Here is a 26052-nt window from a genome sequence, read left to right as displayed (position 1 = left end):
GGAGCGAGCGGCGAGGGCTCGCGGGGATCGAAGCGGAAAGCCTGGCTGCGCGCATCGTTTCTCTCGACCTTGGCTGGGCAGGCGCCGCCGTGCGGGCGGGCGTCTGCGTTCGCGGCAAAGATGCTATCAGACGCTCGTCGAGCCACCCCAAAAGCCCGCGAACCCGCGCGCAGCTCGAGCGGCCGCGGCGCCCCGCGGACGCGGGGATGTGCGCGGTGCCATCGGCTTTGCTAGGCTGATGGTCACCGTGAGGCCGTGGCTGGCGACCCTGCGTGACTCGGCGTTGCTCGGCGTGGCCGCGGGGCTGCTCGGCGTCGCTGCGCTCGCGATTCAGCTCGACGTGCCGTGGGTGCCAGGCCCGCAGCCCGAGGTGGTCGCGGCCTGCGGCATGGACGAGCTGCCGCCGAGCGTCGAGCCCGAGGCGCTGCCGCGGGTGGCGGTCGCGGAGCTGTCGCGCCGCGTGCAAGACGACCCGGTCGTGATCGTCGACGCGCGCTCGGGCGAGGCGTTCCTCGACGGTCACATCCCCGGGGCGATCTCGTTGCCGGCAGCCGACGCGGCGTCGATCCTCGCGTCCGAGACGCTGCCGATCCCGATCGATCGCGACATCGTCACCTACTGCGACGGTGCGCCGGGTGGGGACGCCGAGTACGTCGGCCGCCTGCTCGACGACGCGCTGGGCTGCGATCGCGTGCGTGTGCTCGACGGCGGCTTCGAGGCGTGGGTCGGTGCGGGCGCGCCGGTCGAAGGAGCGCTGCAGAGTGGCTGAGCTCGCCGAGCCGGCTCGCCGGCGTCGCGTGCTCGCGCAGCAGCTGCTGTCGTGGGCCGTGCGCATCGGTGTCGCGGCGGTGTTCGTGGTCGCAGCGGTGCCCAAGGCCGGCGACCTGCTGAGCTTCGCGGCCGACATCCGCAACTACCAGGTGTTTCCCGAACGCAGCCTCCACGTGATCGCAGCGATCGTGCCGATGCTCGAGCTGGTCGGTGCGGCCGCGCTGCTTTCGGGGCATCCGCGGTGGGTCCGCGCCGGCGGCCTGCTGCTGGGGGTGTTGACCGTCGCCTTCATCGCGCTCATCGCCTCGGTGATCGTGCGCGGCATCGACCTGCAGTGCGGTTGCTTCGGCAAGCAGGCCGCCGCCGACGCCGTCGGTTGGCCGACGTTGTGGCGGGACGTCGCGTTGCTGGTGGCGATCGTGGTCGCTGCGTGGTGGCAGCCCCGGCGTGCGACGCCGCAGCCGGCGTAGCTCACGTGCCGCGGCCCGAAGGGGCGCTGCGCGCCCGTGTACGGCTGTGGTAGACGAGGTCCATGTCGCGCGACGCCACGCCGTATCTGATCTCGATCGATGACCTGTTGACCGACGACGAGCGCCTGGTGTGGCAGGCCGCGCGCGAGTTCTGCGAGCGCACCGTCGCGCCGGACCTCGAGAAGCACTACGAGCGCGGCACGTTCCCGCGCGAGCTCATCTCCGAGTTCGCGAAGATGGGCTTCCTCGGCGCGCCCTTCGAGGGCTACGGCTGTGCCGGCATGAACCCGGTCGCCTACGGCCTCACGCAGATCGAGCTGGAGCGCCAGGACAGCGGCATCCGTTCGTTCTGCTCGGTGCAGACCTCGCTGGCGATGTGGCCGATCTACGCCTACGGCGAGGAGGCCCAGCGCGAGCGCTGGCTACCCGGCATGGCCAAGGGCGAGATCGTCGGCTGCTTCGGGCTCACCGAGCCCAACGCCGGCAGCGACCCCGGCTCGATGCGCACCCACGCCAAGCAGGACGGCAAGGGCGGCGACTACGTGCTGAACGGGCAGAAGTTCTGGATCACCAACAGCCCGATCGCGGACCTGTGCGTGGTCTGGGCCAAGACCCTCGATCACGGCAGCGACGCACCGGTCATCCGCGGCTTCGTGGTCGAGCGTGGCACCAAGGGCCTGTCGACCCCCGAGACCCACGGCAAGCTCAGCATGCGCGCGTCGATGACCGGCGAGATCGTGCTCGACGACGTGCGGGTGCCCAAGGAGAACCTGCTGCCGGGCGTGCAGGGCCTGAAGGGGCCGCTGGGCTGCCTGACGCAGGCACGCTACGGCATTGGTTGGGGCGTGCTCGGGGCCGCGATGTACTGCTACGAGCGCGCGCGCAGCTACACGATGGACCGCGTGCAGTTCGATCGTCCGCTGGCGTCGTTCCAGCTCACGCAGCAGAAGCTGGTCGAGATGCACAACGAGATCGGCAAGGGTCTGCTGCTCGCGTACCACTTCGGTCGCATCAAGCAGAACGGCAAGCTGTCGCCCGAGCGAGTCTCGATTCTCAAGCGAGAGAACGTCCGCATGGCGCTGCAGACCGCCCGCACCGCGCGCTCGATGCTCGGTGGCAACGGCATCATGGGCGAGTTCGGCATCATGCGGCACCTGTGCAACCTCGAGACGGTCTTCACCTACGAGGGCACGCACGAGGTGCACACGCTGGCGATCGGTCGCGCGTTGACGGGGCTCGCCGCGTTCGCCTGAGCCCGCTTCGGCGTGTGGCCCAAGCCGGTGCGGTCCGGCCCGCGCGATCTCCTGCGGCAGGGCCCCCCAAAGGTCGCCCTCGCGGCCTGCGCCCGGCCCGCCCGCCACCCGAGCATGTCGTGCGTGGGCCAGCCGCGAACCGGCGAACGGGTGCAAGGACGGGACACCGTGCCGGACGGCCGGTCGAAGCCGCGGCCGGCGCGGGAGATTGTCGGTCGACAAGGGTCGCGCCCGCGCCGGCCGTGCGATAGGCTTCGTCGAAACGTGACTCATCCGGTGCAGAGCGTCATCGAGTCGCTGTATGCCGCTGGCCGATGCCCGCGTCTGCACGTCAATGCGATGGGCGACGGCGTGGTGTGCCCGGACTTCATCCGCGAGCAGTGGCGCGAGCGGTTGATCATCGATCTCGACCCGAGCTATCCGCTCGACCTGACGTTCACCGCCGAGACGCTCTCGGCGGACCTCTCGTTCGGTGGCTACGTGACGCGCTGCACGTTCCCGTACGGCGCCGTGTACGTCGTGGCCGACCGCAGCACCGGGCGCGGCATCGTGCTCGACCAGAACATGCCCGAGTCGGTGAAGCGCAGCCGCTACGGCCGGCCGCCCGCGACGGCGCCCGCCGCGAAGCCGGCGCTGCGCAGCGTCGCCGGGGCTGACCCCGCGACCCCGCCGACCGAGGCCGAGAACGAAGCGCCCGCCGACGAGCCAGCGCTGCCGCCCGCGGCGTCGGCGACCGACACCGATCAAGAAGCCGTGCAGAAGCGGCGCGCCGCGTTCAAGGTGATCGACGGGGGCGGATGAGACCAGCGGTCCGGCGTGCGCTCTCCGTGGGGATGCTCGGCGCGGTCGGCCTGCTGTTCGGGCTGTGGTGGGCGTTCGTGCGCGCACCAGGGCCGGCCGACGTCTGCGAGCACATCGTCGAGGTCACGCTGCGCGAGTCGGGCGGTGCTGCGATGACGCCCGAGTCGGAGTCGGCCGTGATCGGACAGCTGCGCGAGCGCTGCATGCAGCACAAGCTCGACAAGATCCAGCTGCGCGGGCGCGTGGCCTGGGCCCGCTACGCCAAGTGCGTGATGGCGTCGGACGACCTCGACGGCGTCTGGCGTTGCTAGTACCTCGACACAGCGGCCATGACGGCGTTCTGACCCATCACTATCGCTGTGTCGAGGTACTAGTCCCTCGCGGCGGCACCCCGCCCGCCGCGGGCGAAACCCGGCGCTTCAGCGTCGGGGCGCGCGGTCGGGGAACGGCTGCGGCGCGGGGGCAGGCGCGAACGCTCCGCCGCCGCCGAGCGGGATGCCGCGCGCCGCGAGGCCGTTGGGGCTGTCGTAGAAGACCGAGAACACCGCGTCGGGTCGTCGCTTGTGCTTGCGCTTGAAGGCGACCTCGTGGACCGACGACGCCTGTGACTCGCCGTACTCGGTGCCGAGCTCGTTGCGGGGCACCGGTGGGGGCGCGAAGTTGCCACCACCGGGCGCGGCACTGGGGGCCACCTCGGACTTGCGCGCATTGAAGTCGGCACTCGCACCGGCCTCTGCCGCGGGTGCGGCCGGCGCGTCATCGGCCGCCATGCGCGAGTCGTGGGGCGCGGTCGCGATTCGCCCAGTGGCGACGTCGTGATCGCCACCGCTGCTGGGGAACGGCGTCGGCGTGCTCGGGCCGACCGCGAGCGGCCCGCTGGCCTTGGGGTTGCCGCGCTCCTCGAACACCGCGATGCCGACCACGCCGGCGTGCTGCGGCGTGCCCTGCAGCGCGGTGTAGCTGTCCTGCAGCCCGCTGAAGCGAAATGCTGCGACCTGGTCGAACGACTGCCGGAAGCCGTCGATCGCGATCTGCCCGAACGGCTCGATGATGTACCCGCGCTGCTTGCGGTAGTCGCCCAGCTGACCCGATACCACGTCGCGGCCGTCGACGGTGACCACGACCTCGACGCGGCGCGCGGTGTTGTTGGCGACGCGCACGACGTACTGCTGGCCGTCTTGGCCCGCGTAGTAGAGCGAGCCGCCGAACAGTGCCGAGGGCAGCGCACCGATCCCCGGGCTCTCGAGCGTGACGCTCACGGGCGCGCCGGCGATCGGTGCCGCGATCGGTGCGGCGGTGCCGCGATCGTTGGCGCGGCTGCAGGCCGACAGCGCGAGGGCAACCGCGAACACCGAGAGGATGGACTTCGTGGACCGCATGCAAAGCTCCAGGATCGCGAGGAGAAGGGGGCTGGCCGCGCTCTGACGGGCGGGGCGTAGGGCCGTCACGCGACCGAACGCCGGCGCGCGCCGCAGCCTTACATGGCGGGGGCGCGCTGGGGTACACCCGTGCGCGATGCCAAGCCTGCGACGGCAATGGGACTGGCTGCGCGACCTGCTGGCGCGTGGACGCGCGCGGGCGAGTCAGCAGTACGCGCTCACCACGGGTGGGCGGGTCGGCTCGCGCGTCGACGCGCTGCGCGACGCGCTGGGCCAGCTGGGTCTACGGGACGCAGCGCTCATCGACGGCGTCGCCGATGCACTCCAGCTGCGGGTCGAGGAGTTCCGCGCGCCGGTGCCCGCCACGCTCATGAAGGTCGTCGCCGAGGACCTCGCGCAGCTGTTGCCGCTGCTGGTCGAGCACCGCTCGGCAGGCATCGCCGCCATCGGCCGCACGTGGCTGCAGCTGCCCGAGATCATCTACGCCATCGCCAGTGATCAGGGCGAACGATGGCTGTGCGACTCGGCGGCCGTCGGTGCGCTGCTGCATCCCCGCGTGCGCCGCGAGGGCCTGGCGTGGCTCGGCCCCGACGCGCTGCGGCGGCTGGTCGATCGCGGCGCCCATGCCGAGGTCCGCGGGGCCGCGCGACAGTGGTGCGATCGTCTCGACATGGAGCTGGCGTCGTGATGCCGCCGCGGCTGTCTCGGCTCGCGCTCGCGCTCGCGCTGGTGCTCGCGGGAGGATGTCGCCATCGGGTCCCCGCCGGGGCTCAGGCCGCCGACGCGACCGCGATGGGCAGCTGGCCCGCGTGGCGGGACCTCTCGCCGCTGGTCGAGATCGCCCGCGATCATGCGCCGAGCCCCGCGGTCGCGGCGCTCGAGCGCGCGTCGGGGCTGCTGCGCGAGGGCAAGCCCGCCGCAGCCGATCGCGCGCTCGCGGCGGCCTCCGACGGCGCGGGGCGGCACTGGATCTCGATCGCGCGCGGGGATCTGGTGGCGCTGCACTTCACGCTGTGCATCCGCGGCGTCGCGCTGCGCTTGAACGACGGCGAGCAACCCAAGGCCACCGAGCGGCGCGCCGACTTCTCCGAGCAGACCCGTGTCGAGCCCGGTGATGTCTCGGTCGAGGCCACGCTGGTCAACCTCGAGGCCGCCGCGACCGCGGGCGATCCGGTGCTCACCACCCAGGCTCGGATCGCACGGGCCCGCGTGGCCGCGTTCGCGCAGCAGTGCGCCGCCAACGAGGAGGTCGCCACCATGGCGCAGGAGTCGGTCGAGGCCGATCTCGCGACACTGGCGGCCGAGGGCCACCTGACGCCCGATCTCGCCTATATGTGGGCCGGCGTGCAGATGTCGCGCTTCTCGGGCTCGGCGGCGCGTCCGTTCCTGCTACAGGCGCAAGAAGGCGGCTTCGATCACCCGGCGGTCACCTTCATGCTCGCGGTGATCGCCTTCGAGGACCACGATCTCGACAAGGCGGATGCGCTCGCGCGCGACGCAGCGCAGCTCTACACCTCGGTGAAGGACGACGCCCACCTCGCCGAGACTCGATTCCTGCAGGGAGAGATCGCGCGCGCGCGCAAGCAGCCGAAGGTCGCACGCGGGCACTACCAAGCCGCGCTCGCGCTCGATCCGACCCATGCGGCCTCGATCCTCGCGCGCGCCGATCTCGACGGCGCGGACGACCTGCTCGCAGGCATGCAGTCGCTGCAGCGGGCACTGCCCGCGTTGCTCGCCACCGGGCCGCTCGACGCCCCCGGGGCCCGCGCAGCCGCCGAGAACCTCGAGCGCTTGCTGACGATCGCGGTCGAGCCCCATCAGGTGCAGCTGGTGCGCGACGCCTTGGTGTTCGGCATCGAAGAGGAGCCCGACGCGATGCGTCGCGGGCTGCGTTACTTCTTTGCGGCGACCCTCGACGTGCGCTTGCGGGAGTACGAGATCGCCCGCGGGCACGGCGTGCTCGCGCGTGATGAGTTCGACGACAGCGGCGTGCAGCCGCCGATGGACGTCGAAGCGTTCCTCTCGCGCCTGCGCGGCGGCTGACGACGCAGCGGCGCGCGTCAGTCGGCCGCGTCGGGATCGAAGCGGCCGGTGTCGCGCTTGGGGTGACGACGCCGGATGGTGCGCTCGTCGACCTGCGGCAGGCCGTGGCGTGCACGGATCTCGTTGGTCAGCTGGCCGTCCTCTTCGGTCGCGCAGGTGACGGTGAGCAGCGAGCTGCGATGGCCCTCGCGGGCGAGCAACTCGGCGGGGCGGTAGTAGCCCAGGCGCGCGACCTTGTCGGGCGGCGGAATCTCGTACCACACGCGCACGAGCTCGACGGTGCGCGGCATCTCGCCGTCGTGGTCGAGCGCCCAGCGCCGGCAGTGGTAGCGCGCCAGCCACGAGCGGTACCACTTGCCCTCGCCGATGACGCGGCGCGTGATCTTGCCGGCACGGTCGTACCAGATCCACGGGATCTGCTTGTTGCGCGGCGAGTTCACGTCGGTGCGCAGATCCCAGGTCTCGCCGGCAGCGTCGGTCACGAGCACCTCGAGGAAATCGTTGGTGCGCATGGGGTTGGGCGCGAACATGTCCCAGCTCTGCGCGGTCTGGGTGACGTCGAGCCACGGCTTCACGAGCGCGCCCGCGGTGCCGCGGAACGACCAACACGAGTCCTTGTCGGGGATGCAGTGCAGCGCGACCGCGGTGATGTGGGTGACCACGATGGCGTTCGCGAGCGTGCGGCCCACCGGGCCGTAGGCCCACGGCCCATGATCGCCGCCCGCGGTACCGCGTCGACGCCAGCCCGAGATCGCGCCCGCGACGAGGCCCAACACGCCGAGCGCGACGAAGCTCGGCGCCAGCGGCCGCGGCCACGCGAACGCGTGCGCACACACGAAGCCGATCGCGGCCAAGAGCGCGAGCAGCAACGCCGCGCGCGGCATCGCGGCGCCGTCGTGGTGCAGACGCGGAGAGTCGGCGGACTCGGCCGGCAGCGGCGGCTCGCCGCGCGCGACGTCGGCCGGGATGCCGGGCACGCGCAGGCGGTGCAGGATGCGGCCGAGCGCACGCAGCAGCGACGCGGTCTCACTGCCGTTGAGGCAGCACAGGTACACCATGATCATGATCGGCGCGAACATGCCGATGTTCATCAGCATGAAGATCTGCAGGTGGAAGAACACGCCGATGGTCAGCCACAGTCGTCGACCCAGGAACCACGTGCACGCGGTCTGCAGATCCACGCGAATGCGCTGACCAAGCACCGTGAAGACCGGCGGACGGTCCCGCAGCTTGCGCCACAGCAACGCGATCGCGACCATCGCGAGCAGCCATCCGGTCGCGACCGACCACTGCACCACCTGCACGCTCGGACCGCCGGGGTGTTGCACGTAGTGCACCGGCAGCGCGACCACGCAGACGCCGAGCGAGGCCAGGCCGATCACGGTCCAGCCCAGGCGCGTCAGCCAACCTCGCCAGCCGGGCAGCGGCGTGAAGCCCTCGCGCAGCTGGAACCGCGTGACCATGCCGACCAGCAGCAGCGGAAAGCCGATCTGCCAGAAGTGCACCGTCCACGTCATCACGCGGAAGATGTTGGTGGCGAACAGCTGCGACATCAGCTGCGGCGGCATGCGATAGAAGTGATCGAGGTTGAGCGCGTAGTAGAGCGAGTCGCCGGCGGCCCAGATGCCGCCGGTCTTGGCCGAGCCGGTGTAGAGGTAGACCGTCGCCAGCTGCAGGATCATCAGCATGCGCGGCCACGCCGGGATGCGGCGGTGGATCGGCTCGCGGGTGGTGTCGGCCTGGTGCTCGCGGGTGCGCAGGCGACCGGCGCGGCGGAGCTTCCGGCAGCGCAGCCAGTTGTCGACGCTGTACGCGTGCCCGCTGCGCGAGAGCACCAGCAGGAAGAAGAACGCCTTGTAGACCACGTCGGCGCCGGTCCAGTAGATGGGGTTGCGGCCGGTCAGGCTGGTCATCAGCAGCCACGCGACGATCGTGGCAGTGCGCGTGCGCCAGCCGACCAACATCGCCACCGTTGCGCCGACGAAGGCCCACAGGTGCAGCCAGAAGAACGCTGGATCCGAGCGCAGCAGCAACAGCGAGTAGCGAGGCCCGCGGAGGAACTCGAGCACCGCCGCGCCGCTGACGAAGCCCTCGTGCTCGCCCTCGATATAGCCGGCGAACTGCTTGGCGGCCAGCAGCTTGCGCGCGCTGTCGGTGTAGAACAGGCCCTCGTCGGTGAAGAGGAACTCGAGCTGCTCCCACATGCCCACCACGTTGAGCAGCAGCGCGATGGCGAACAGGATGCGGAAGAGCCCGATCGTGCGGGGATCCTCGGCGCGCAGCCACACGCGACGCCAGCGATCGGCGTGCAGGATGCACAGGCCGATGAAGCTCGCCAGCGCCAGCAGCACCAGCCAGCCGACCGTCGGCGACAGCGCGCGCGCCTCGAGGTTGGGCACGCGATCGGACGAGAGCGCCAGCAGCGAAGACACACCCAAGCCAGCCATCGCCCTCGAGCATGTCCCGAGCCGGTCGCGGTGCGGTCGCGCAAAACCGGCGCCGTCCGGCACCACGCGGATCGTGATCCACCGCCGCAGCGTCAACGCACGAGGCCGCGCTGCAAAGCTTTCGCGTGGACTCGGGCCCGCGATCGGCTTCGATCGAGCCCATGGTGTTGCTCGCGTTCGAGGCGGTCGATCTGCTGGCGTTCGTGGCCTTGGGGCTCGCCGGAGCGGTGATGCTGGCGCTCCTGGTCGGCGTCGGTGCGTGGCTGCGGGCCCGTGCCCGCGCCCCCGAAGACGGCTACTGGCCGGGGCTCTGAAGCGGTTCGCCCGCAGCGGGCGGGGGCGGTGCGATCCTGCGAGCAGGGGAGCACCGCATGAAGGACCCGATCCTGCTCGAGACACCCGCGGCCGCGCGTGACTACGTCTACGGCCTGCTTCGCACCGACGCATTCCGTCGCAGCGACTATGTCGCGGGCTGGATCGAGCGCTTCGCCGCTCACCCCAGCGTGTTCGCACGCATGAGCGACGAGCAGCTCGAGACGCCGCACTTCGGCACGTTCTTCGGCATGACGTACCTGCGCGACTACGTCGAGCCGGCGATCTCCGATCTCTACTACCTGCACGAGATGGTGCACGCGGTGTCGATGACCTACGACCCCGACGCGCTGTTCACCGCGTGGTACCGCAAGATGAACGGGGTCGAGTTCGCCGCGTCGCTCGAGACCGAGGGCTACGTCTACCTGCGGATGCCGGGCTTCCGCGAGCAGTCGTTCGCCGACGAAATCTGGGCCGACCGCTACATCGGCGCCCAGCGACGCCTGGGCGAGGGGTTGTTCGAGATCATGCGGCAGGACCGACTGCGGGCGATGCAGCAGCCCGACCCCATGGACTACTGCGAGCAGCAGATCGCCGGCTACGCGCGGCAGAATTTCGAGTGGGCGTCGATGTGGCGGCTCGAGTGCGAGCGCGACGGCGTGCGCATGCCGGCGTACCGCCACGTCGAGGCCCACATGGCCGCGCTGCGCAGCGGTGCGATCGAGCCCGCTGCCCATCTCGCGTGGCTCGGACGCTTCGGCGCGGTGCCGTTCCCGGACCAGGCACGCCTGTTCGCGCCGTTGTACTGGCACAACAAGCTGTCATACCGTCTGCGCCAGCTCGGGTGACGACGCGTAACCCCCGTGTCGCGGGTGGCGTCTGGAACGGGCTCTCGGAGGAACGACTCATGTCACGCACCATCGTCATCTGCGGTCACGGTCCCGGCATCTCCCATGCGGTCGCGCAGCGCTTCGCGAAGGAGGGCTTCCGCGTGGCGCTCGTCGCCCGCAACCCCGAGCGGCTCGCGAGCGCGGCGAAGTCGTTCGAGGCCGAGGGTGTCACGGCCAAGGCATTTCCGGCCGATCTCGCCGATACCGCCGCGGTCACCCGCGTGTTCGACGATATCCGCGACACATTCGGTCCCGTCACGGTCGTGCACTGGAACGTCTACGGCGGCGGCACCGGTGACCTGGCCACGGGTGCGCTCGACGATCTGCGACGCGCCGTCGATCTCTCGACCACCAATCTCTTTGCTGCGGTGCAGTCGGCGTTGCCGAGCCTGCGCGGGCAGGACGGCGCGGCGCTGTTGGTGACCGGTGGCGGCCTCGCCTACTACGACGAGAAGGTCGATGCGATGGCGGTGAGCTGGGGCGCGATGGGCCTGGCCGTCGCGAAGGCCTCGCAGCACAAGGCCGTCGGCGTGCTGCGGCAGCGCCTCACCGGCGAGGGCATCTACGTCGGTGAGGTCGTCGTGCTCGGCATCGTGAAGGGCACCGCCTTCGATCACGGCAATGGTCAGCTCGAGGCGGGCGACATTGCCGAGCGCTTCTGGTCGCTGTATCGCGCGCGCGACGTCGGCTCGGTCAACTTCCCCGGCTGACGCGCCGGCTGCGTCGTCGTCGCGCTGCCACGAGCAGCACGACGGCGCCCGCAAAGTGCGGTCCGTCGGGTGTCGCCTTCGCGCCGTGCCCAAACCGAGACGCAGGCCACGCGAACGTCATCGTGCCCGCGCGCGGCCCCATTCGCGTCGTCGTGTCCGTGGCATGGCTACGTAGCCCGATGCACGTGCCGTGCGGGCGCCCGTGTTAAGGTGGCGTCATGCGGTACGGGAGCGGTTTCATCGCGGTGGCGCTGGCGTGCGGGTGTGGGGCCGAGTCGAACGACGGCGAGGGCGACGATTCCAGCACCGGCGGCAGCTCGAGCGGTGGCTCGGCCACGACCCTCACCACCACCACCGGCGCGAGCGCGTCGTCGGCGGGCGTGACGAGCGACGCGACCGCGACCTCCGCCAGCGGCACCACCACCGACGCCGACACCACGGGCGCCGACGGCAGCTCGGGTGGTGGCGAGAGCAGCAGCTCGGGCGGCATGGTCGGCAGCCCCGGCTGCGACGGCGGGGCCGGGCTCGCCGAGGGCGAGCACACCTTCATGCTCGACGGCTACGACCGGCGCTACATCCTGCGCCTGCCGCAGAACTACACCGCCGATCAGCCGTGGCCGTTGGTCTTCGCGCTGCACGGCAACGGCGGCGACGTCAGCTACTGGGACTCGCCCGGTGGCGTGCGCGACATCCGGGCCGCGTTTGCCGACGAGGCGATCGTGGTGGTCGCGGAGGCGATCGATCACCAGTGGCGGGACTACGCCGCCGATCCGTCCACCTGGCCGGCGCGCATCGAGCTCGAGCTCAACTACTTCGACACCGTGCTCGAGGAGGCCCGCACCGCGCTGTGCATCGACGACGGCAACGTGTTCTCGATGGGGTTCTCGGGCGGCGGTTCGTTCTCCGGCGTGCTCGGCTGCCGGCGCGAGTACATCCGCGCGATTGCGGTCGGCGGCAGCGTGATCTACTTCGAGCCGGCGGACTGCGTGGCGACGCCGGCGGCGTGGATCACGATCGGTGAGCAGGAGACTACGGCCGACCGCGAGGCCTACCGCGACTTCTTCCGCGACCGTGCCGGCTGCGAGGCGACCTCGACCCCCGGCAGCCCCGACGGCTGCGTGAACTACGACGGCTGCGACGCGGCGACGCCGGTGACGTTCTGCTCGCACCCCGCCGGTCACGAGTGGCCGTCGATCGGCACCGACGCGACCAAGGCGTTCTTCGAGCAGTTCTACCTGGGTGGCTGAACCCGCGCCGCGGCGGCGTGCCCGCGTAGTAGCGTGGTTGGGGTGTATGCACTGCGCCCCCCGGCTGCGGCGCTGCGGCGCTTCGTCGAGCACTACTGGTTCGTGACCCCGGACGATGGCCCGGTCGATCTGCGCGTCGACGTGTTCGTCGATGCCCGCGCCGATCTGATCTTCAACTTCGGCGCGCCCTACACCCGCGAGATCATCGGCGGCGCCGCCTCGTCGCACCACGCGTCGAACCTCGACGCGCAGCGACTGGTGCCGATCCGCATCCTCCAGCGCGGCATGGTGCGCACCACCGGCGTTCGTTTCCACCTCGGCGGCTTGGGCCCGTTCGTGCGCGCGCCGCTGCGCCCCTGGACCAACACCACGCCGAGCGTCGACGCGGTGCTCGGCGCCGCCGCGACCCGGCTCGATCGCGAGCTCGCTGGGCTCGACGATCTCGACGCGCAGGCCGCCGCGCTCGATCGCTTCTTGTTGGATCAACTCGTGCTCGATGAGGGCCTCGCAGTGTTCTCGCGCGGGCTCGAGCGCCTCGTCGAGGGTGATGGCAACCACAGCGTCGAGTCGGTGGCGGGTGAGCTCGCGGTCTCGACCCGCCAGCTCGATCGCCTGTTCGCGCGCTACCTCGGAATCGCGCCCAAGGCGGTCGCCAAGGTGCTGCGGTTCCAGCGGACGCTGCGGGCGCTGATGCGCGATCCCAAGGTCACGCTCGCCGAGGTCGCGGCGGATGCGGGCTACTTCGATCAGGCCCACTTCATCAAGGACTTCAAGCGCATGACCGGCGGGGTTCCGCGTGGCTATCGCGGCTACTACCCGAAGCAGGCGCCCGAGCACTTTGCGCCCAACGTCGTCGTGTTCGTACGAGACGCCGAAGCCGAGCCGTCCCCCTCCACCGTGGTCAGTCGCCGACCGGCGCCGTGACGACGACGTCGATGCAGCCGACGTCGTCGCCGTCGACCCGGGCCTCGATACACATGGTCCCCGGCATGTTGCCGAGCAGCACGAACGTTCTCGGCCTCGCCGCGTCACGTATGCGCAGCACCTCGTCGTCCGCGCTGTCGAGCGCAACGTCGATCTCGGGATCGTGAACGGCCGATCCGTGCCGCTCGGCGTGGGCCCGGACGAGCACCGCGACGCCTGCGGGCAGCTCGATCCGCGCGTCGTCGACCGTGACATCGACGGGCGGCGTGTTGACGATCTCGAGTGCGACTCCGTCGTAGGCCGGTGCGCACGCAGCCATCCAGAGAACGACCACGAAGCGAGCTCGTGGAAACGTCGGCCACCGATTCGTCATGTCGTGCTCCCCACCTGCCCGGTCTCCCCCGAGCTGCTGCCGACGCCCTGTGAGCTGCCGCTGTCCTCGGTCCCGTCCGCGGTGGTGCCTTCGCTGCCGGAGGCGCCCGTCGATCCATCTTCGACGCGGAGCGTGACCACCTCGGTGCGTTCCCCTGCGGTCACCGTGACCGACGTCAGGCCGGCCGCAACGGCAACGACCTCGATTGCGTCGCCGCGGTCCGTCGCCATCCATGCGGCGATCGTCGGGTCGTCGACGGTCCACGCGTACTCGAGCGAGCCGCCGAGGACCGCGGAGTCGGCGTCCCTCGGCGTCGCGTGGATCGTCGTGCGCTCACCCGCGGCCAGGCGGACGTCGCCATCCTCGCCCCCCTCGTCGACGGCGAGTTCGATCGACGCCACGTCTCGACCCCGCAGGTGCATCAGGTCGACGACTCGCTGCGCGCCATCGCGGGCGATCACCGCGACATAGCCGGCCCGGCCGAGGGAGAAGTGGTCGTCGGTGGTGACCAGCGCGTCGGATCCGCCCTCGACGATCGCTGGGATGCCGTCGCTGGTCTCGTAGTCGAGCCGAAACGCCGCGCCTACGGCGAGCGTACGGGGAAACTCGCTGGCTTCGCCGTCGGTGCAGTAGGGATCGCTGACGCCGGCACAGCGGTAGGTGAACGCCCCTGCGCCGAGCTCACCGCTCTCGGTGTCGCGCGAGGAGCCGCCGAGCAGGCAACCGGCGCCCGGGCCGATCGCGACCGAAATCGCGACGACCGCCCCGCCAAGCCGAAACCACGTTGCACGACCTGTGTGGCCGCGCCGCTCGACGCCGTCGAGCGGGGAGAATCGTCGATACGCCATCATCACCTCTCGCGAGGGACATCCGCGACGAGCCGGGATTGATTGCGCGCGAGCGTCGATCCGTCGTCGTCCGCCGCCAGCTGGTCGACCAAAGCCCGGCCCGCGGCGCGATCGGGGTCCCGCGTCCCTGGCGAGGGGCGTTACCATGCCTGGGTGAGCTCGTCGGAGCCCATCGACGCACCTGCCGTCGCCGAAGACCCGGCACGCGCAGGGCTCGAACGATCGGATGACGGCGAGGGCGACACCCGACCTGCGCCTGGCGTTCATGCGGCGCCGAGCGGCAACGAGGTCCGCCGCGCGGCGGTCAAGGCCAAGCTGTTCCCCGAGTTCGAGGCGCCCAGGATCGGTCGCTATGCAGTGCTCGAGATCCTCGGCGAGGGTGGCATGGGCACGGTGTACGCCTGCTTCGACGACCAGCTCGATCGCCGCGTCGCGGTCAAGCTGATCCGGGGCGTGGCCGACGAGCATGCCCGGCTCCGCATGCTCCGCGAGGCACAGGCGATGGCCAAGCTCAGCCATCCCAACGTCGTGCCGGTGTTCGAGGTGGGTACGCACGACGAGCAGCTCTTCGTTGCGATGGAGTTCGTCCGCGGCGTCGCGCTGCAGCAGTGGCAGCGATCGGATCACCCGTGGCGCGACGTGCTCGAGGCGTATCTGCAGGCCGGGCGTGGACTGGCGGCCGCGCACGCGGTGGGAATCGTGCATCGCGATTTCAAGCCCCACAACGCGATGATCGGCGAGGACGGCCGCGTGCGAGTGCTCGACTTCGGACTCGCAGCGCGACGCGATGCGCCGGCGCAGCTCGACGCCACGCCCCCCGGCGCCGGGCTGCACGCACTGGACACGGCGCTCACCCAGACCGGTGCCGTCATGGGAACGCCGGCCTACATGGCGCCGGAGCAGCTCGCTGGCGCGGCCGTCGATCATCGCGCGGATCAGTTCTCGTTCTGCGTCTCGCTGTGGGAGGGCCTGTTCGGCGGGCGGCCGTTCGCAGGCGTCAGCATCACCGAGCTCACGTCGAGGATCGACGCCGGCGAGTTGATCGAGCCGCCGCGCTCCGACGTGCCGGTCGCGCTGCGACGCGTGCTCGAGCGCGGCCTGAGGGCCGACCGCGACGAGCGATGGCCCGACTTGCCGAGCCTGCTCGAAGAGCTCGCGCGACATGACGTCGACCCTGCACGAGCACGTCGGCGACGGCGACTCGCGCTGGGGTTGGGACTCGGCATGCCGGGGCTCGTGGTCGGCGGGTGGGCGACCGAGTCGTGGATCGACGACGCACGGCGGCGCGGCTGCGAGACCGAGGCGGCCGACCGCGCGCGCGCGCTGTGGAGCGACGAGACCGAAGCGGCGCTGCGCGAGGCGCTGATCGCCACGGGGGCGCCCATCGCCCAGACCACCGCCCTTCGCGTGTTGCCGACGCTCGCGGTGTACGTGGGCACGTGGGAGGCCGCGACGGCCGACACCTGCATCGCCGCCAGGGTCACGCGGACCCTCGCGGACGACGATCATGACCGCGCGAGCTGGTGCCTCGAGCAGCGCGCGCTCGCCTTCGGTGCCACCCGCGACGCGTTGCTCGCCGTCGACTCGACCGTGATCAACGGCGCGATCACCATGGCCACGGGCATCGCCTCGGTCGATGCGTGTCGGGAGCCCGAGCTGCTGCGTCGCCTCCCCGCACCACCCGACGCGGCCCAGCGTGAGGCCGTCACAGAGATCCACCGAGAGCTCGCCGAGGCCCGCGCACTCGATGCCGCGGGCAAGTTCGAGCCCGGCCTCGTGATCGCAGAGGCCACGTTGGCACGTGCGTCGGAGCTCGGGCATCGGGAGCTGCTCGCCGACGCGCGGCTCACCGTGGGCGGACTGCAGTCGAGCGCGGGCGCCTTCGAATCAGCGGCGGGAACGCTCGAGGATGCCTACTTCGACGCGATCGCGGCGCACGATCACGCAAGCGCGTTGGCGGCATGCAGCCAGCTGGTCTACCTCACGGGTGAGCGCCTCGACCAGCACGCGGTCGCCGAGCACTGGGGCCGGCTCGGGTGGGCCGCCGTCGACGAGCTGGGCCTGCCGCCCGACCATCCCGATGTGGCCTCGTTGTCGAGCGAGCTCGCCGGCGTGGCGCGCGACAAGGCCGACTACCCCAAGGCGCTCGAGCTCCAGCAGCGCGCGCTCGCGATCCGCACGGCGGTGTTCGGCGAGCAGCACCCCGCCGTGGCGGCGGATCTGACCAACATCGCGATCATCCGCTTCTACATGGGTGAAGGTGAGCAGGCCAAGGAACTGCAGCAGCGCGCACTCGCGACGCGCGAGGCGGCCTTCGGTCCCGACCATCCCAACACCGCGCAGGCCGTCGATACGCTGGGCTCGTTCCACTTCGCCCTCGGCGACAACGAAGGCGCCAAGGCGCTCTACCTGCGCGCACTCGAGCTGCGCGAGCGGGTGCTGCGACCGGATCATCCCGACCTGGCCTCGACCCTGACCAACCTCGGCAACGCGTGCGTCGCGACCGGCGACACGGCCAACGGCGTGGCGCACAATCGCCGCGCGCTCGCGATCCGCGAGCGCGCGGGCGCAGACAGCCTCGAGGTGGGGGAGAGCCTGAACAACCTGGCGATCGCGTTGACCCGCGCCGGCGATCGACGAGGCCGGAGCGCTGCTCCGGCGCGCAATCGAGATCAAGACCAAGCGACTCGGGGCCGATCACCCCACGGTCGCCAACTCGTGGAGCAGCTTGGGCGCGGTGCACTCGGCGCTGCGCGAGCGCGACGCGGCGGTCGATGCCTATCGCAACGCGCTGCAGATCAAGCAGGCGCGCCTCGGCGCGGAGCATCCCGAGGTGGCCGCCGAGCTGTCGAACCTCGGAACGGCGCTGCTGGCCGTCGGAAGCTACGCGGAGGCGCGAACGCTCGGCGAGCGAGCCCTGGCGATCCGCGAGCGGGTCTTCGGCTCCGAGCACGCACAGGTGGCGCAGTCGCTCCACCTGCTGGGGCTCGTCGCTCTCGAGTCCGGCGATCCGGCCGCGGCGGTACCGGGTCTCGAGCGCGCGCTTGGCCTGTACACGACGCACCAGAGCGATCCCCACGACCAGGCGAGCGCGCAGCTCGGGCTCGCGCGAGCATTGGTTGCGACCCATGGCGATCGCGCACGTGCACTCGAGCTCGCGCGATCAGCCGCGCGCACCTATCGCGCCGCGGGCGCGTCGAAGGCGGAGGCGCTCGCGGAGGCCGAAGCCTGGCTTGCCGCGCACGGCTAGTACGATTTCGCGGGCGTGCCCCGACGCGATCGCGCGGTGCTTGTCATCGCGCGCCGGTGTTGGCGGAGCGAACCATCGCCGCCCAGCCATCGAGATCCGAGCGCGTCCGTTCGACCACCGCACCGTCGGCCGAGACCTTGCCGAGTGCCTCTTGGAGCAGCTCGCGTGCACGACGGATTCGGGTGCGCACGGTCCCGTGCGGCTCGCCGAGCGCGACCGCGATGTCCGCGGAGGTCATGTCCTCCCAGTAGAACATCTCGAGCACGACCTGGTGCTGCACCGGAATTCGCCGCAGCGCTTCGAGTAGCAGGCGCTGCTCCTCGGACTTCGCCATCATGGTCGACGCGCCGGGAGCAAGGTCGGCGCTGCTGACTGCCTCGTAGTCGAGCCGCTCGCCGTCGAGCCGGAGCTTCTCGTAGTGCTTCTTGAGCTTGTTGTACGCGATGCCGAACAGGAAGGCGCTGAACTTCCCATCGAGGATCTTCTCGACGCCGCTCACGCACGCGGCGAAGGTCTCTTGGATGAGGTCGGAAGTGTCGCCACTGACCTTGTTCGCGAAGAAACGCTCGAGCGCGCCGTAGTGTCGGTCGAACAGCTCTGCACCGGCACGACGATCGCCACCACGCCACGCCCTCAGCAGATCGAGGTCGGCCTGCATCCCACCAGGGTACTCCGGGCGCGCCGCGTGGACCATCGTCGGGCCAGGGCTCGGGCCTTGCGGGTCCTTGGGCGGCGTCGCGCGCTCGATACGACCCGCAGCGCAATCAAACCGGGCCGGCGTCGGATGGTCGGTGCAGAACCGAACATGACCATCGACGTCACCATCCCCAACACCTCTCGCCTCGCCTCCGTTGCTTCGGCCGCATGGGCGGTCTGCGTGGCATGCCTCCTCGCTGGCGTCGCGTGCGACGCGGACGACCTCGACGGCGGCCCGTGTGAGTACCAGGCGGTCGACGAGTATCGGGGGGTCATCACCACCATCGAGCGCGCCAGCAGCGAGGCGGACGCGCCGTATCTCGTCGAGATCGCGATCACCGACGCGGAGAAGCACGATGTCCAACCCACGTGCGAGCTCCGCATCGACCACACCGAGGCCGACAAGGTCGAGTCCGAGGGCATTGCCGTGGGACGCACGCTGACGCTCGATCGGATGGAGATCACGCGAGGCGCGTGCACGCCCGAGTCCTTCGCGGTCCGCGACCTCGATCTCGCGAACACCGAATGCTACTAGCCGGCGGCTTTCGACGCGCGCACGGTGGATCGTTCGCGCGATCGCTTCGACTTCGACACACGGGAGCACGAGATGCACGAACGCAGAATCGACGCAGTGAGAATCTCTGGCGGCCGGCACTCGCAGGCCGCCATGTTGTGGGCGTGCTTGCTCGCGGCATGCACACCCGAGGGGCCACCGGGACAACCCGGCGTGGATGGGACCCCGGGTGTCGACGGACTCCCGGGCAAGGACGGCACGCCCGGCGCGGCCGGCCCGCAGGGGTCACAGGGCCCACCGGGCCAGCAAGGTGCACAGGGTCCCGCGGGCGCGCAGGGTCCCGCGGGCGCCCCGGGAACGGTGACCACGCTGAGCTTCGATGCGTCGTTGGGCGACTTCTGGGCGCAAGCGGGAACGTGGAGTCGGTACTCCGACGACCCGATCTACCTCGCCGGTCCCAACGAAGTTGCCATCATCCAACTCACGGCCAGCTTCCAGACCCAGACCGACGCCACCGACCACATCATGAACCTGGCGGTGAACCTCCACCACAACGGCGTCGACGACGAATATGGGGCGACGTACGCGACGATCGACGCCAGCACTCGCGTCGGTCACCTCGTCGCGGTCGCGCGGGTGCCTCTCACCGAGGGTGAGAATCATCAGTTCGGATTCGCGATGCAAGACAGCGTCGGCATCGTGCTGGCCGTCGGTACCGCGCACGAGGTCATCACCATCGTGCGCGAGTGACCGGGCCCGCCGGCTCGCTCGGCCGACGCAATCAAACCGGCCGGTCGCCGGATGTTCGTCGCGAGCAACGACCATGACGATCCAAAGCCTCTGCCATCACGCCACCTCCATCCTCTGCCTCGCCGGTATCGCGGTGGCGAGCGCCGCTTGCACCGCGCCCGCCGATCCCGGGGCGATCGGCGGCGACGACTCGGGCGACTCGAGCGGGTCGAGCGGTTCGAGCAGCGATGACTCGGGCGACGACGAGTCCAGCGGCGGCCCGGCCCCTGCGAGCGACGCGACCGGCGGGAGCTCGGGTGGCGACTCGTCGGGTGGCGACTCGTCGGGTGGTGAGGGTCCGAGCCCCGAGCCGGAGCCCGAGCCCCAGCCCGGGTGCGTCCCCACCGGCAACGAGTGGTGCAACGGCCTCGACGACGACTGCGACGACGCGGTCGATGAGATCTGCCCGACCGACGGCACCCTGGTCACGCTCAGCAACGAGTACATGGGCGGCTTCTACGGCCTGTCGGCGGCGGGCACCTCGTCACCGCCGCAGATGGCCGACTTCGATGTCGCCGGCGACCGGGCGCGGTGGATCGTCCGGGACCTCGGCGACGGCTACTTCCGCTTCGACAACGTCTACTACCTCGAGCACTCGCTGGACAGCTCGACCGAGGCGCCGAGCCTCGGCGAGACGGCGCCGTACAGCGGGCAGTTCTGGCGCCCCATCGAGATCGACGATAGCTGCACGTTGATGACCAACATGTACCTCGGTGAGATGCGCTCGCTGAGCAACGTCCTCGACTCGCTGCAGGTCGTCATGGGCGACGACTCGGGCTGGGCCGGCCAGTGCTGGACGATCTACCCGCTCGGATAGCCGCCCCACGTCGTCGTGTTCGTACAAGACGGCGAGCCCGAGCCCGGGCAGGCTAGCGGCCGTGACCGCCGAGCGAACCCAGTCGACCTTCTCCCTGCGCTACGCCGTGCGCGCGTCGATCCACGCGAGCCCGGCGGCGATCTGGGCCCGGCTCACCGATGCGGCGGGCTTTCCCAGCTGGAACTCGACGGTGTCGTCGATCGAGGGCGAGATCGCGGTGGGCCAGAAGCTGAGCATCCGGGTGCCGATCGCACCCGGCCGCGCGTTCACGCCGAAGGTGGTCGAGCTGGTGCCGCAGCAGCGCATGGTCTGGCGCGACGGCTTCGCGCCGATGTTCCAGGGCACGCGCACCTTCACGCTCACGCCCCGCGGCGACGTGACCGAGTTCGAGATGGTCGAGGAGTTCCGCGGCTTGATGCTGCCGATGATCAAGGGCTCGCTGCCCGACTTCGCGCCGGTGTTCGATCGCTATGCGGCCGACCTGACCAAGGCCTGCGAGCGCGCGTAGCGGTCGTCGTCCGCGGCGCGCCCGCGTCAGAGCATCCCTGCGCGCGCCGTCTCGGGCACGTCGCCCAGTGCGTCGGCGAACTGGGCCTCGAGCATGCCCGCCAGCTTCGCCCGCTCGGCCTCGAGGATGTTGTCGGGCGCACCGGCCTCGACCATGGTGTCGTACTCCCAGCGGAAGCGCTCGATCTTCACCGTCGTCGCGGGCATGTACGACAGCAGCGGCCACACGTAGCGCTCGAGCGCGTGCTCGGGGGTCGGTGAGAGTCGCCAGCGGTTGCCGAGGTTGAAGCGATCGGCGCCCTCGAGCGCGGCCGACAGCCGCACGCCCGCCACGCCGATCACCACCGTGCGGGCTTCGAGCAGGCGCGACTGCACGCCGAACGCGTCGAGGCGTTCGAGGCGATCCTTGGCGGGGTAGCGCTCGTCGGCGCGGCGGAACGCGAGCCACGACATGAACTCGTGGCTGTGGCGCCAGACCAGCCGCTGGGCCTCGACCTGCGCGACCATCTTGGCCAGGCGGCTGCCGTGGCGGGTCGCGAGGTTGCTCGCGGTCTCGCTCATCTGCTCGCGGAGCTCGCGGTCGAACTGCGACAGCGAGGCGCCGCTGTGGTGCTCGTCGAGCACCGAGAGCGCCAGCGCGACCCCGAGCCCGATGTGGCCGGCGAGCTGGACTTCGATCTGCACCATCTGCTCGTAGAGGCCCGGCATCACCAGCCGCGCGCGCTCCTCCTCGACCACCTTGGCCTGGGCCAAAGCCTCTCGCTTGAGGTTGGTCAGGTTCTGCCGCAGCTCGAACACCTCGGTGTCGAGGTCCGGGGTCCGGACTTGGGCGAGGAACGACTCGCGCGGGTTCTGCATCGACAGTCGCAAGCGTATTCGCCAACGGGCGGTCTTGTCATGCCCCCGCGGGTGACGTTTCTGGGTGCATCGCCCGCGGTGGATTGCCGGGGGTGGTGGCAATCGCAGATCCTCGGCTGGGCCCGCGCGTCCAGTCCCGGCAGGGGCCGAAGGCTCGTCGCGGCCCCATCTCCGAGACCGGACGCGGGCGCTCGCGCGTTCCGTCGCTCCTCGCCGCACCCTGAAAGGGAGCCCATGCCCATGTCGCTCACTCGTCCCCACTCGGTTCGCGCGCCGCTGGTCGCACTCGCGCTCGCGACCTCCTGCAATCAGGTGCCGGTCGACCAGATCACACAGCAGGCCGGTGCAGCGGCGCCCCTGGCCGATGCCGCGGCCACGGCGGCGAAGTCCGCCGAGGTCACCGCGATCAGCGGACCCGGTGGGCTGCGCTCGAGCGCGCTGGCCGAGGGCACCTTCCTCGGCAAGGGTGCGAAGCTCGACGCGGGGCAGTCGGTCGAGACGCCCAAGGGCACGCTGGCCGAGATCGCGCTGACCGGCGGCACGCGGCTGCGCGTGAACGAGGACACCGGGCTCGTGGTCCCCACCGAGGGCGGCGAGGTCACGCTCACGCGTGGCGAGGTGGTCGCGCTGGTCGACGGGGGGGTGACCACGCCGCTGCTCGTGCGTGCAGCAGACGATCTGATCCGGGTCGAGGGCGGCGAGGTCCAGATCGTCCATGCGGGGGCCACGCGGCAGGTCGCCGTGGTGCACGGACGCGCGGTCGTCGAATCGAGCGGGCAGCGGGTCGAGCTCGGCGCCGGTGAGCGCATCACCGCGCCGCTGGCGGCGCCCGAGCGTCGCGATCGACCCGAGCTCAGCCTGCGTCCGCTGAGCGAGACCGGCTGGTCGCGCACGTTCGAGCAGGCCGCCGCTGCGATGGACGCGGTGCCGCGCGGCATCGGCAGCCTGACCGCGCGCGTGCCCGGATCGCAGCAGGAGCAGGGCCAGAAGATCCGCCTCACCGAGCAGCGCGTGAGCGTGAACATCACCGGCCGCATGGCCCACACCGAGATCGAGCAGGCGTTCTTCAACGAGCGTGCCGCGGTGCTCGAGGGCATCTACCGCTTCCCGCTGCCGGGCGACGCCTCGATCGCCGGGCTCGACCTGTTGGTCGGCAACACGTGGATGCAGGGCGAGATCGTCGAGAAGCAGCGCGCACGACAGATCTTCCAGCAGATCGTCGACGCCACCGTACCGCGGGATCCGGCCCTGCTCGAGTGGGAGCGCGGCAACGTCTTCAAGCTGCGGCTGTTCCCGATCCCCGGCCGCGGCGAGCGACGCGTGAAGCTGTCGTACACGCAGGTGCTGCCCGAGGTCGGTGATGCCGTGCGCTACCGCTTCCCGCTCGGCGGCACCGGAGCCAGCGGCACCACGGTCGACAACTTCTCGCTGACGGTCAACGTCGACAAGAGCCAGCTCGACCTCGCGCACCTCGACGAGATCGACACCCCGATGCTCGCGCTCGATCGGCGCGACGAGGGCAACACGCTGCAGCTGTCGACGGAGCAGAAGAACTTCCAGCCCACCTACGACCTCGGCGTCGACCTGCCGGTCGCGCAGCGCGAGTCGGGCTTCTCGGCCAGCACGCACCTCGATCAGGACGGCCAGGCCTACTTCATGCTGACCCTCGACCCTAAGCTGGAGTTCGCCCGCGACGAGCGGCCGGTCAACTTCGCCTTCGTGGTCGACCGCAGCCACAGCACCACCCCCGAGCTGTGGACGGTCGCGCGCGGCATGGTCGAGGCCATGGCGGGCGGCATGGAATCCAATGATCGCTTCACCGTGCTGGCCTGCGACGCGGCCTGTGACGAGCTGCCGAGCGGCCTGCAGACCCCCACCGCGGCGGCGATCGACGCCACGCGTCGCTTCCTCGACGAGCAGGACATGGCCGGCGCGAGCGATGTCGGCTCGATGATGATCGAGGCCGGCGAGGCGCTCGCGCGCAGCGGTGGCACCGACGCGCAGAAGGTCGTGGTGTACATCGGCGATGGCTCGCCGAGCAGCGGTGAGCTCGCGCCCGACAAGTTGGCCGGCCTGGTGCGCGATGCGCTGCCCGACGTGCGCGTCGAGGCGCTCGCGCTGGGCGCCCGCGCCGATCTCGTCGCGCTCGGTGCCGTGGTGGAGGCCACCGGCGGCGATGTCGTGCAGATCGATGCGCGCGATGATCTGCGCGAGCTCGTGCGAGACCTGCGGCTGCGTGCACAGGTGCCGATGGCCAAGAACGTGCGGCTCGAGCTGCCCGACGGCATGGTCGATGTCCGGCACTCCGAGGCCGCGGGCCTGCGCCCCGGCGACGAGTTGGTCGTGACGGGCAAGCTCTCGCACCCCGTGAAGGGCGAGGTGACGCTGCTCGCGGACGGGCCCCAGGGGCCTGTGCGCGCCACGTTCCCGGTCGACATCACGGCGACGCGCACGGGGGCGCCGGCGCAGAACCAACACCTGCCTCGGACCTGGGCGGCGATGCAGATCGCCCACCTCACGAAGACCGCCGGCTTCGATGCCCACGACCGCATCGTGGCGCTCTCGAAGGACTACACGGTGCTGTCGCGCTTCACCGCGCTGCTGGTGCTCGAGAACGACGCGATGTACCGCGAGTTCAACGTCGTGCGCACCGCCGCGAGCACGGACAAGTGGGGCGGCAAGGTCGACGCGAACAAGGAGGCGGAGCAGCCCGCGGCCGAAGTGCCGGGCAACGTGCAGGGCGGCCTCGCCAGCGGCCCCGTCGCGAGGCACGAAGACGTCGACGCCCGCAAGGCCGAGCCCACCCCCACGCCGACCGAGGCGCCACCGGCCACCGTCACGCCCGCACCCGCACCGCCGGCGGCCGCCGAGCCCAAGACCGATCGCGACGACAACTTCGCGCCGTCGCCCGATCCCGCGCCCGCACCACGTCGCGAGGTCGCCCCGGAGGAGGAAGCGGAGAAGGGCGGCCGCGCGCAGGGCCCGGCCAGCGGTGATTTCGCGCCCGACGACGCCCCCGGTGACCTCGGCGCGGCGCTCGATGAGGGCGATGGCTCCGATGCCGAGGCCGATGCCGCATCGGAGGTGCGCACCAAGGACGTCGCGAAGGCGAAGAAGACCCCGGCGCCGGCCAAGCCCTCGTCGTCGTCGAGCAGCCGACCGGCCGACCCATGGGGCGGTGGCGTCGCGTTCGATGACGAGCGCTCGCGTCGGTCGGGCGGCTGGGGTGGTTTCTTGCGGCGCATCCCGGTGCTCAAGATCGCCGCGTCGAGCGGCCCCTCGAGCAAGAACCTCGCGACCATCGCGGGCCTCCAGCGCACGCTCGCGCTCGACCCCACGCGACGTTCGTCGCACGGCGCACTCGTGCGGGCCGCGATCCGCGTCGGTCACCCCGAGGCGCTCGCGTTTGCCCGCGCTTGGGCCGACACCGATCCCGACCACGCGCCCGCGCTCGAGTCGTTGGCCGACGTGCTGGCGTCGCAGGGCGATCCCCTGGCGGCGCGTGCCTACGCCAGCGCGCTCGAGGTCACGCCGTTCTCGAAGTCGCAGCACGAGGCGCTTGCGCGTGCCTTCGCGAGCAAGGGCGATCTTCGGCGCTCGTGCTCGCACCGTCGGGCGCTGGTGAGCATCGACCCGTCGAATCTCGACGCCCACGCCGCGCTCGCGCAGTGCCTCGGCCGTAGCGGTCGCGTGACCGAGGCCCGCGTCGCGCTGCGCGATGGCATGGTGCGAACCAAGGCGACCTCGCGTGCGCTCGCGCTCGCCGAGGCCGAGCTGGCTGCGGGCGCGCCGGCGGCCCTGCCGGCGCTCAAGGGCCAGCTCAAGGCGACGCTGACGTGGACGGGCGAGGACGATCTCGACATCGCGGTCGTCGACGCCAAGGGCCGGCGCCTCGGCGCCACGCACCCGCTCGGCCTGACCGTGCGCGAAGCCGCAGGGCTCGAGCAGGTCGCGCTCGCGAAGGTGAAGAAGTCGGTGTTCGTCGAGGTCACCCGCAACGGCACCGGGCTCGCCGACGAGGCCGCGCGGCCGATCCGAGCGGTGCTCGAGCTGCGGACCCCGAACGGCAAGCAGAGCTTCCCGGTCGTGATCGAGCGCGGCAGCAGCCGCGTGGCGCGGGTGTTCTGGTCGGGCTGACGGGCCGCGCCGGCGG

Annotated in this window: 23 protein-coding genes and 2 pseudogenes; 20 read left to right on the top strand and 5 right to left on the bottom strand. The window is 71.0% G+C overall.

Going from position 1 to position 26052, the window contains the following annotated elements; translation table 11 throughout:
• The first annotated feature begins 247 nt into the window (after nt 1-247).
• From IPH07_30165 to IPH07_30145, 5 genes are all read left to right on the top strand, one after another.
• Nucleotides 248-769, top strand: a complete 522-nt coding sequence (locus IPH07_30165) for a rhodanese-like domain-containing protein (GenBank protein ID MBK6921700.1) — start codon at nt 248-250, stop codon at nt 767-769.
• Complete coding sequence (locus IPH07_30160; protein ID MBK6921699.1) at nt 762-1241, top strand: hypothetical protein; 480 nt, start codon at nt 762-764, stop codon at nt 1239-1241. Before IPH07_30165 ends, IPH07_30160 begins: the two co-directional genes overlap by 8 nt.
• A 62-nt stretch (nt 1242-1303) precedes the next feature.
• Complete coding sequence (locus tag IPH07_30155; protein MBK6921698.1) at nt 1304-2494, top strand: acyl-CoA dehydrogenase family protein; 1191 nt, start codon at nt 1304-1306, stop codon at nt 2492-2494.
• Between the two features lie 264 nt (nt 2495-2758).
• Entirely contained in the window at nt 2759-3295 is a 537-nt protein-coding gene (locus IPH07_30150) for a hypothetical protein (protein ID MBK6921697.1), read from the top strand.
• Nucleotides 3296-3327: 32 nt separating this feature from the next.
• Nucleotides 3328-3606: a hypothetical protein gene (locus IPH07_30145; GenBank protein MBK6921696.1), complete on the top strand. Its 279-nt coding sequence runs from the start codon at nt 3328-3330 to the stop codon at nt 3604-3606.
• A 108-nt stretch (nt 3607-3714) separates the two neighbouring features.
• Here the strand turns inward: IPH07_30145 and IPH07_30140 are convergent, their stop codons facing one another.
• The gene (locus tag IPH07_30140; protein MBK6921695.1) at nt 3715-4674 is read right to left on the bottom strand and encodes a hypothetical protein; all 960 of its coding nucleotides are present in this window, start codon (nt 4672-4674) and stop codon (nt 3715-3717) included.
• A gap of 136 nt (nt 4675-4810) precedes the next feature.
• On the opposite strand from IPH07_30140, the gene IPH07_30135 reads away from it, so the two are divergent.
• Complete coding sequence (locus IPH07_30135) at nt 4811-5362, top strand: hypothetical protein (GenBank protein ID MBK6921694.1); 552 nt, start codon at nt 4811-4813, stop codon at nt 5360-5362.
• Nucleotides 5359-6717, top strand: coding sequence for a hypothetical protein (locus IPH07_30130; protein MBK6921693.1), 1359 nt, complete (start codon nt 5359-5361; stop codon nt 6715-6717). Before IPH07_30135 ends, IPH07_30130 begins: the two co-directional genes overlap by 4 nt.
• A gap of 17 nt (nt 6718-6734) precedes the next feature.
• On the opposite strand, the gene IPH07_30125 is transcribed toward IPH07_30130, so the two are convergent.
• The gene (locus tag IPH07_30125; protein ID MBK6921692.1) at nt 6735-9164 is read right to left on the bottom strand and encodes a hypothetical protein; all 2430 of its coding nucleotides are present in this window, start codon (nt 9162-9164) and stop codon (nt 6735-6737) included.
• A 161-nt stretch (nt 9165-9325) separates the two neighbouring features.
• On the opposite strand from IPH07_30125, the gene IPH07_30120 reads away from it, so the two are divergent.
• The 5 genes from IPH07_30120 to IPH07_30100 all read left to right on the top strand — a co-directional run bounded on the left by IPH07_30120 (nt 9326) and on the right by IPH07_30100 (nt 13247).
• Complete coding sequence (locus IPH07_30120) at nt 9326-9478, top strand: hypothetical protein (protein MBK6921691.1); 153 nt, start codon at nt 9326-9328, stop codon at nt 9476-9478.
• Nucleotides 9479-9535: 57 nt separating this feature from the next.
• On the top strand, nt 9536-10324 hold the full coding sequence (locus tag IPH07_30115; GenBank protein MBK6921690.1) for a hypothetical protein: 789 nt from the start codon (nt 9536-9538) through the stop codon (nt 10322-10324).
• Between the two features lie 59 nt (nt 10325-10383).
• Nucleotides 10384-11076 carry an SDR family NAD(P)-dependent oxidoreductase gene (locus IPH07_30110; protein MBK6921689.1) on the top strand — a complete coding sequence of 231 codons (693 nt, stop codon included), beginning with the start codon at nt 10384-10386 and terminating at the stop codon, nt 11074-11076.
• Nucleotides 11077-11294: 218 nt separating this feature from the next.
• Nucleotides 11295-12323, top strand: a complete 1029-nt coding sequence (locus tag IPH07_30105) for a hypothetical protein (GenBank protein MBK6921688.1) — start codon at nt 11295-11297, stop codon at nt 12321-12323.
• Nucleotides 12324-12365: 42 nt separating this feature from the next.
• On the top strand, nt 12366-13247 hold the full coding sequence (locus IPH07_30100) for an AraC family transcriptional regulator (GenBank protein ID MBK6921687.1): 882 nt from the start codon (nt 12366-12368) through the stop codon (nt 13245-13247).
• Here the strand turns inward: IPH07_30100 and IPH07_30095 are convergent.
• Nucleotides 13225-13620 (bottom strand): hypothetical protein, encoded by a 396-nt coding sequence (locus IPH07_30095; GenBank protein MBK6921686.1) that lies wholly within the window; start codon nt 13618-13620, stop codon nt 13225-13227. The genes IPH07_30100 and IPH07_30095 overlap by 23 nt on opposite strands.
• A 1232-nt stretch (nt 13621-14852) precedes the next feature.
• Here IPH07_30095 and IPH07_30090 point away from each other — a divergent pair.
• The 3 genes and pseudogenes from IPH07_30090 to IPH07_30080 all read left to right on the top strand — a co-directional run bounded on the left by IPH07_30090 (nt 14853) and on the right by IPH07_30080 (nt 17718).
• Nucleotides 14853-15611 (top strand): annotated as a pseudogene (locus IPH07_30090) (serine/threonine protein kinase).
• A 468-nt stretch (nt 15612-16079) separates the two neighbouring features.
• A pseudogene (locus IPH07_30085) lies at nt 16080-17033 on the top strand (tetratricopeptide repeat protein).
• 172 nt (nt 17034-17205) lie between these two features.
• On the top strand, nt 17206-17718 hold the full coding sequence (locus IPH07_30080) for a tetratricopeptide repeat protein (GenBank protein ID MBK6921685.1): 513 nt from the start codon (nt 17206-17208) through the stop codon (nt 17716-17718).
• Nucleotides 17719-17761: 43 nt separating this feature from the next.
• Here IPH07_30080 and IPH07_30075 read toward each other — a convergent pair whose 3' ends face one another.
• Complete coding sequence (locus IPH07_30075; protein ID MBK6921684.1) at nt 17762-18376, bottom strand: sigma-70 family RNA polymerase sigma factor; 615 nt, start codon at nt 18374-18376, stop codon at nt 17762-17764.
• Nucleotides 18377-18523: 147 nt separating this feature from the next.
• On the opposite strand from IPH07_30075, the gene IPH07_30070 reads away from it, so the two are divergent.
• From IPH07_30070 to IPH07_30055, 4 genes are all read left to right on the top strand, one after another.
• Nucleotides 18524-18949: a hypothetical protein gene (locus IPH07_30070; protein MBK6921683.1), complete on the top strand. Its 426-nt coding sequence runs from the start codon at nt 18524-18526 to the stop codon at nt 18947-18949.
• Nucleotides 18950-19021: 72 nt separating this feature from the next.
• Nucleotides 19022-19678 (top strand): collagen-like protein, encoded by a 657-nt coding sequence (locus tag IPH07_30065; protein ID MBK6921682.1) that lies wholly within the window; start codon nt 19022-19024, stop codon nt 19676-19678.
• Between the two features lie 73 nt (nt 19679-19751).
• Entirely contained in the window at nt 19752-20534 is a 783-nt protein-coding gene (locus tag IPH07_30060) for a hypothetical protein (GenBank protein ID MBK6921681.1), read from the top strand.
• A 61-nt stretch (nt 20535-20595) separates the two neighbouring features.
• Nucleotides 20596-21042 carry an SRPBCC domain-containing protein gene (locus tag IPH07_30055; protein MBK6921680.1) on the top strand — a complete coding sequence of 149 codons (447 nt, stop codon included), beginning with the start codon at nt 20596-20598 and terminating at the stop codon, nt 21040-21042.
• Nucleotides 21043-21068: 26 nt separating this feature from the next.
• On the opposite strand, the gene IPH07_30050 is transcribed toward IPH07_30055, so the two are convergent.
• The gene (locus tag IPH07_30050; protein ID MBK6921679.1) at nt 21069-21899 is read right to left on the bottom strand and encodes a hypothetical protein; all 831 of its coding nucleotides are present in this window, start codon (nt 21897-21899) and stop codon (nt 21069-21071) included.
• Between the two features lie 240 nt (nt 21900-22139).
• Here IPH07_30050 and IPH07_30045 point away from each other — a divergent pair, with 240 nt between their 5' ends.
• Nucleotides 22140-26036 (top strand): FecR domain-containing protein, encoded by a 3897-nt coding sequence (locus tag IPH07_30045; GenBank protein MBK6921678.1) that lies wholly within the window; start codon nt 22140-22142, stop codon nt 26034-26036.
• The last annotated feature ends 16 nt before the right edge of the window (nt 26037-26052 follow it).

The organism is Deltaproteobacteria bacterium, assembly GCA_016709225.1.
Taxonomy (GTDB): Bacteria; Myxococcota_A; Polyangia; order Nannocystales; family Nannocystaceae; genus Xiheibacterium; species Xiheibacterium phototrophicum.
Note: the sequence above shows the minus strand (reverse complement) of the source record. Positions and strands in the feature narration are given on the sequence as shown.

Coding starts and splice junctions, on each gene's coding strand:
- IPH07_30155 (MBK6921698.1), top strand. CDS start 1,304: ATGTCGCGCGACGCCACGCCGTATCTGATCTCGATCGATGACCTGTTG.
- IPH07_30145 (MBK6921696.1), top strand. CDS start 3,328: ATGCTCGGCGCGGTCGGCCTGCTGTTCGGGCTGTGGTGGGCGTTCGTG.
- IPH07_30140 (MBK6921695.1), bottom strand. CDS start 4,674: ATGCGGTCCACGAAGTCCATCCTCTCGGTGTTCGCGGTTGCCCTCGCG.
- IPH07_30135 (MBK6921694.1), top strand. CDS start 4,811: ATGCCAAGCCTGCGACGGCAATGGGACTGGCTGCGCGACCTGCTGGCG.
- IPH07_30125 (MBK6921692.1), bottom strand. CDS start 9,164: ATGGCTGGCTTGGGTGTGTCTTCGCTGCTGGCGCTCTCGTCCGATCGC.
- IPH07_30120 (MBK6921691.1), top strand. CDS start 9,326: ATGGTGTTGCTCGCGTTCGAGGCGGTCGATCTGCTGGCGTTCGTGGCC.
- IPH07_30115 (MBK6921690.1), top strand. CDS start 9,536: ATGAAGGACCCGATCCTGCTCGAGACACCCGCGGCCGCGCGTGACTAC.
- IPH07_30110 (MBK6921689.1), top strand. CDS start 10,384: ATGTCACGCACCATCGTCATCTGCGGTCACGGTCCCGGCATCTCCCAT.
- IPH07_30105 (MBK6921688.1), top strand. CDS start 11,295: ATGCGGTACGGGAGCGGTTTCATCGCGGTGGCGCTGGCGTGCGGGTGT.
- IPH07_30095 (MBK6921686.1), bottom strand. CDS start 13,620: ATGACGAATCGGTGGCCGACGTTTCCACGAGCTCGCTTCGTGGTCGTT.
- IPH07_30075 (MBK6921684.1), bottom strand. CDS start 18,376: ATGCAGGCCGACCTCGATCTGCTGAGGGCGTGGCGTGGTGGCGATCGT.
- IPH07_30070 (MBK6921683.1), top strand. CDS start 18,524: ATGACCATCGACGTCACCATCCCCAACACCTCTCGCCTCGCCTCCGTT.
- IPH07_30065 (MBK6921682.1), top strand. CDS start 19,022: ATGCACGAACGCAGAATCGACGCAGTGAGAATCTCTGGCGGCCGGCAC.
- IPH07_30060 (MBK6921681.1), top strand. CDS start 19,752: ATGACGATCCAAAGCCTCTGCCATCACGCCACCTCCATCCTCTGCCTC.
- IPH07_30050 (MBK6921679.1), bottom strand. CDS start 21,899: ATGCAGAACCCGCGCGAGTCGTTCCTCGCCCAAGTCCGGACCCCGGAC.
- IPH07_30045 (MBK6921678.1), top strand. CDS start 22,140: ATGTCGCTCACTCGTCCCCACTCGGTTCGCGCGCCGCTGGTCGCACTC.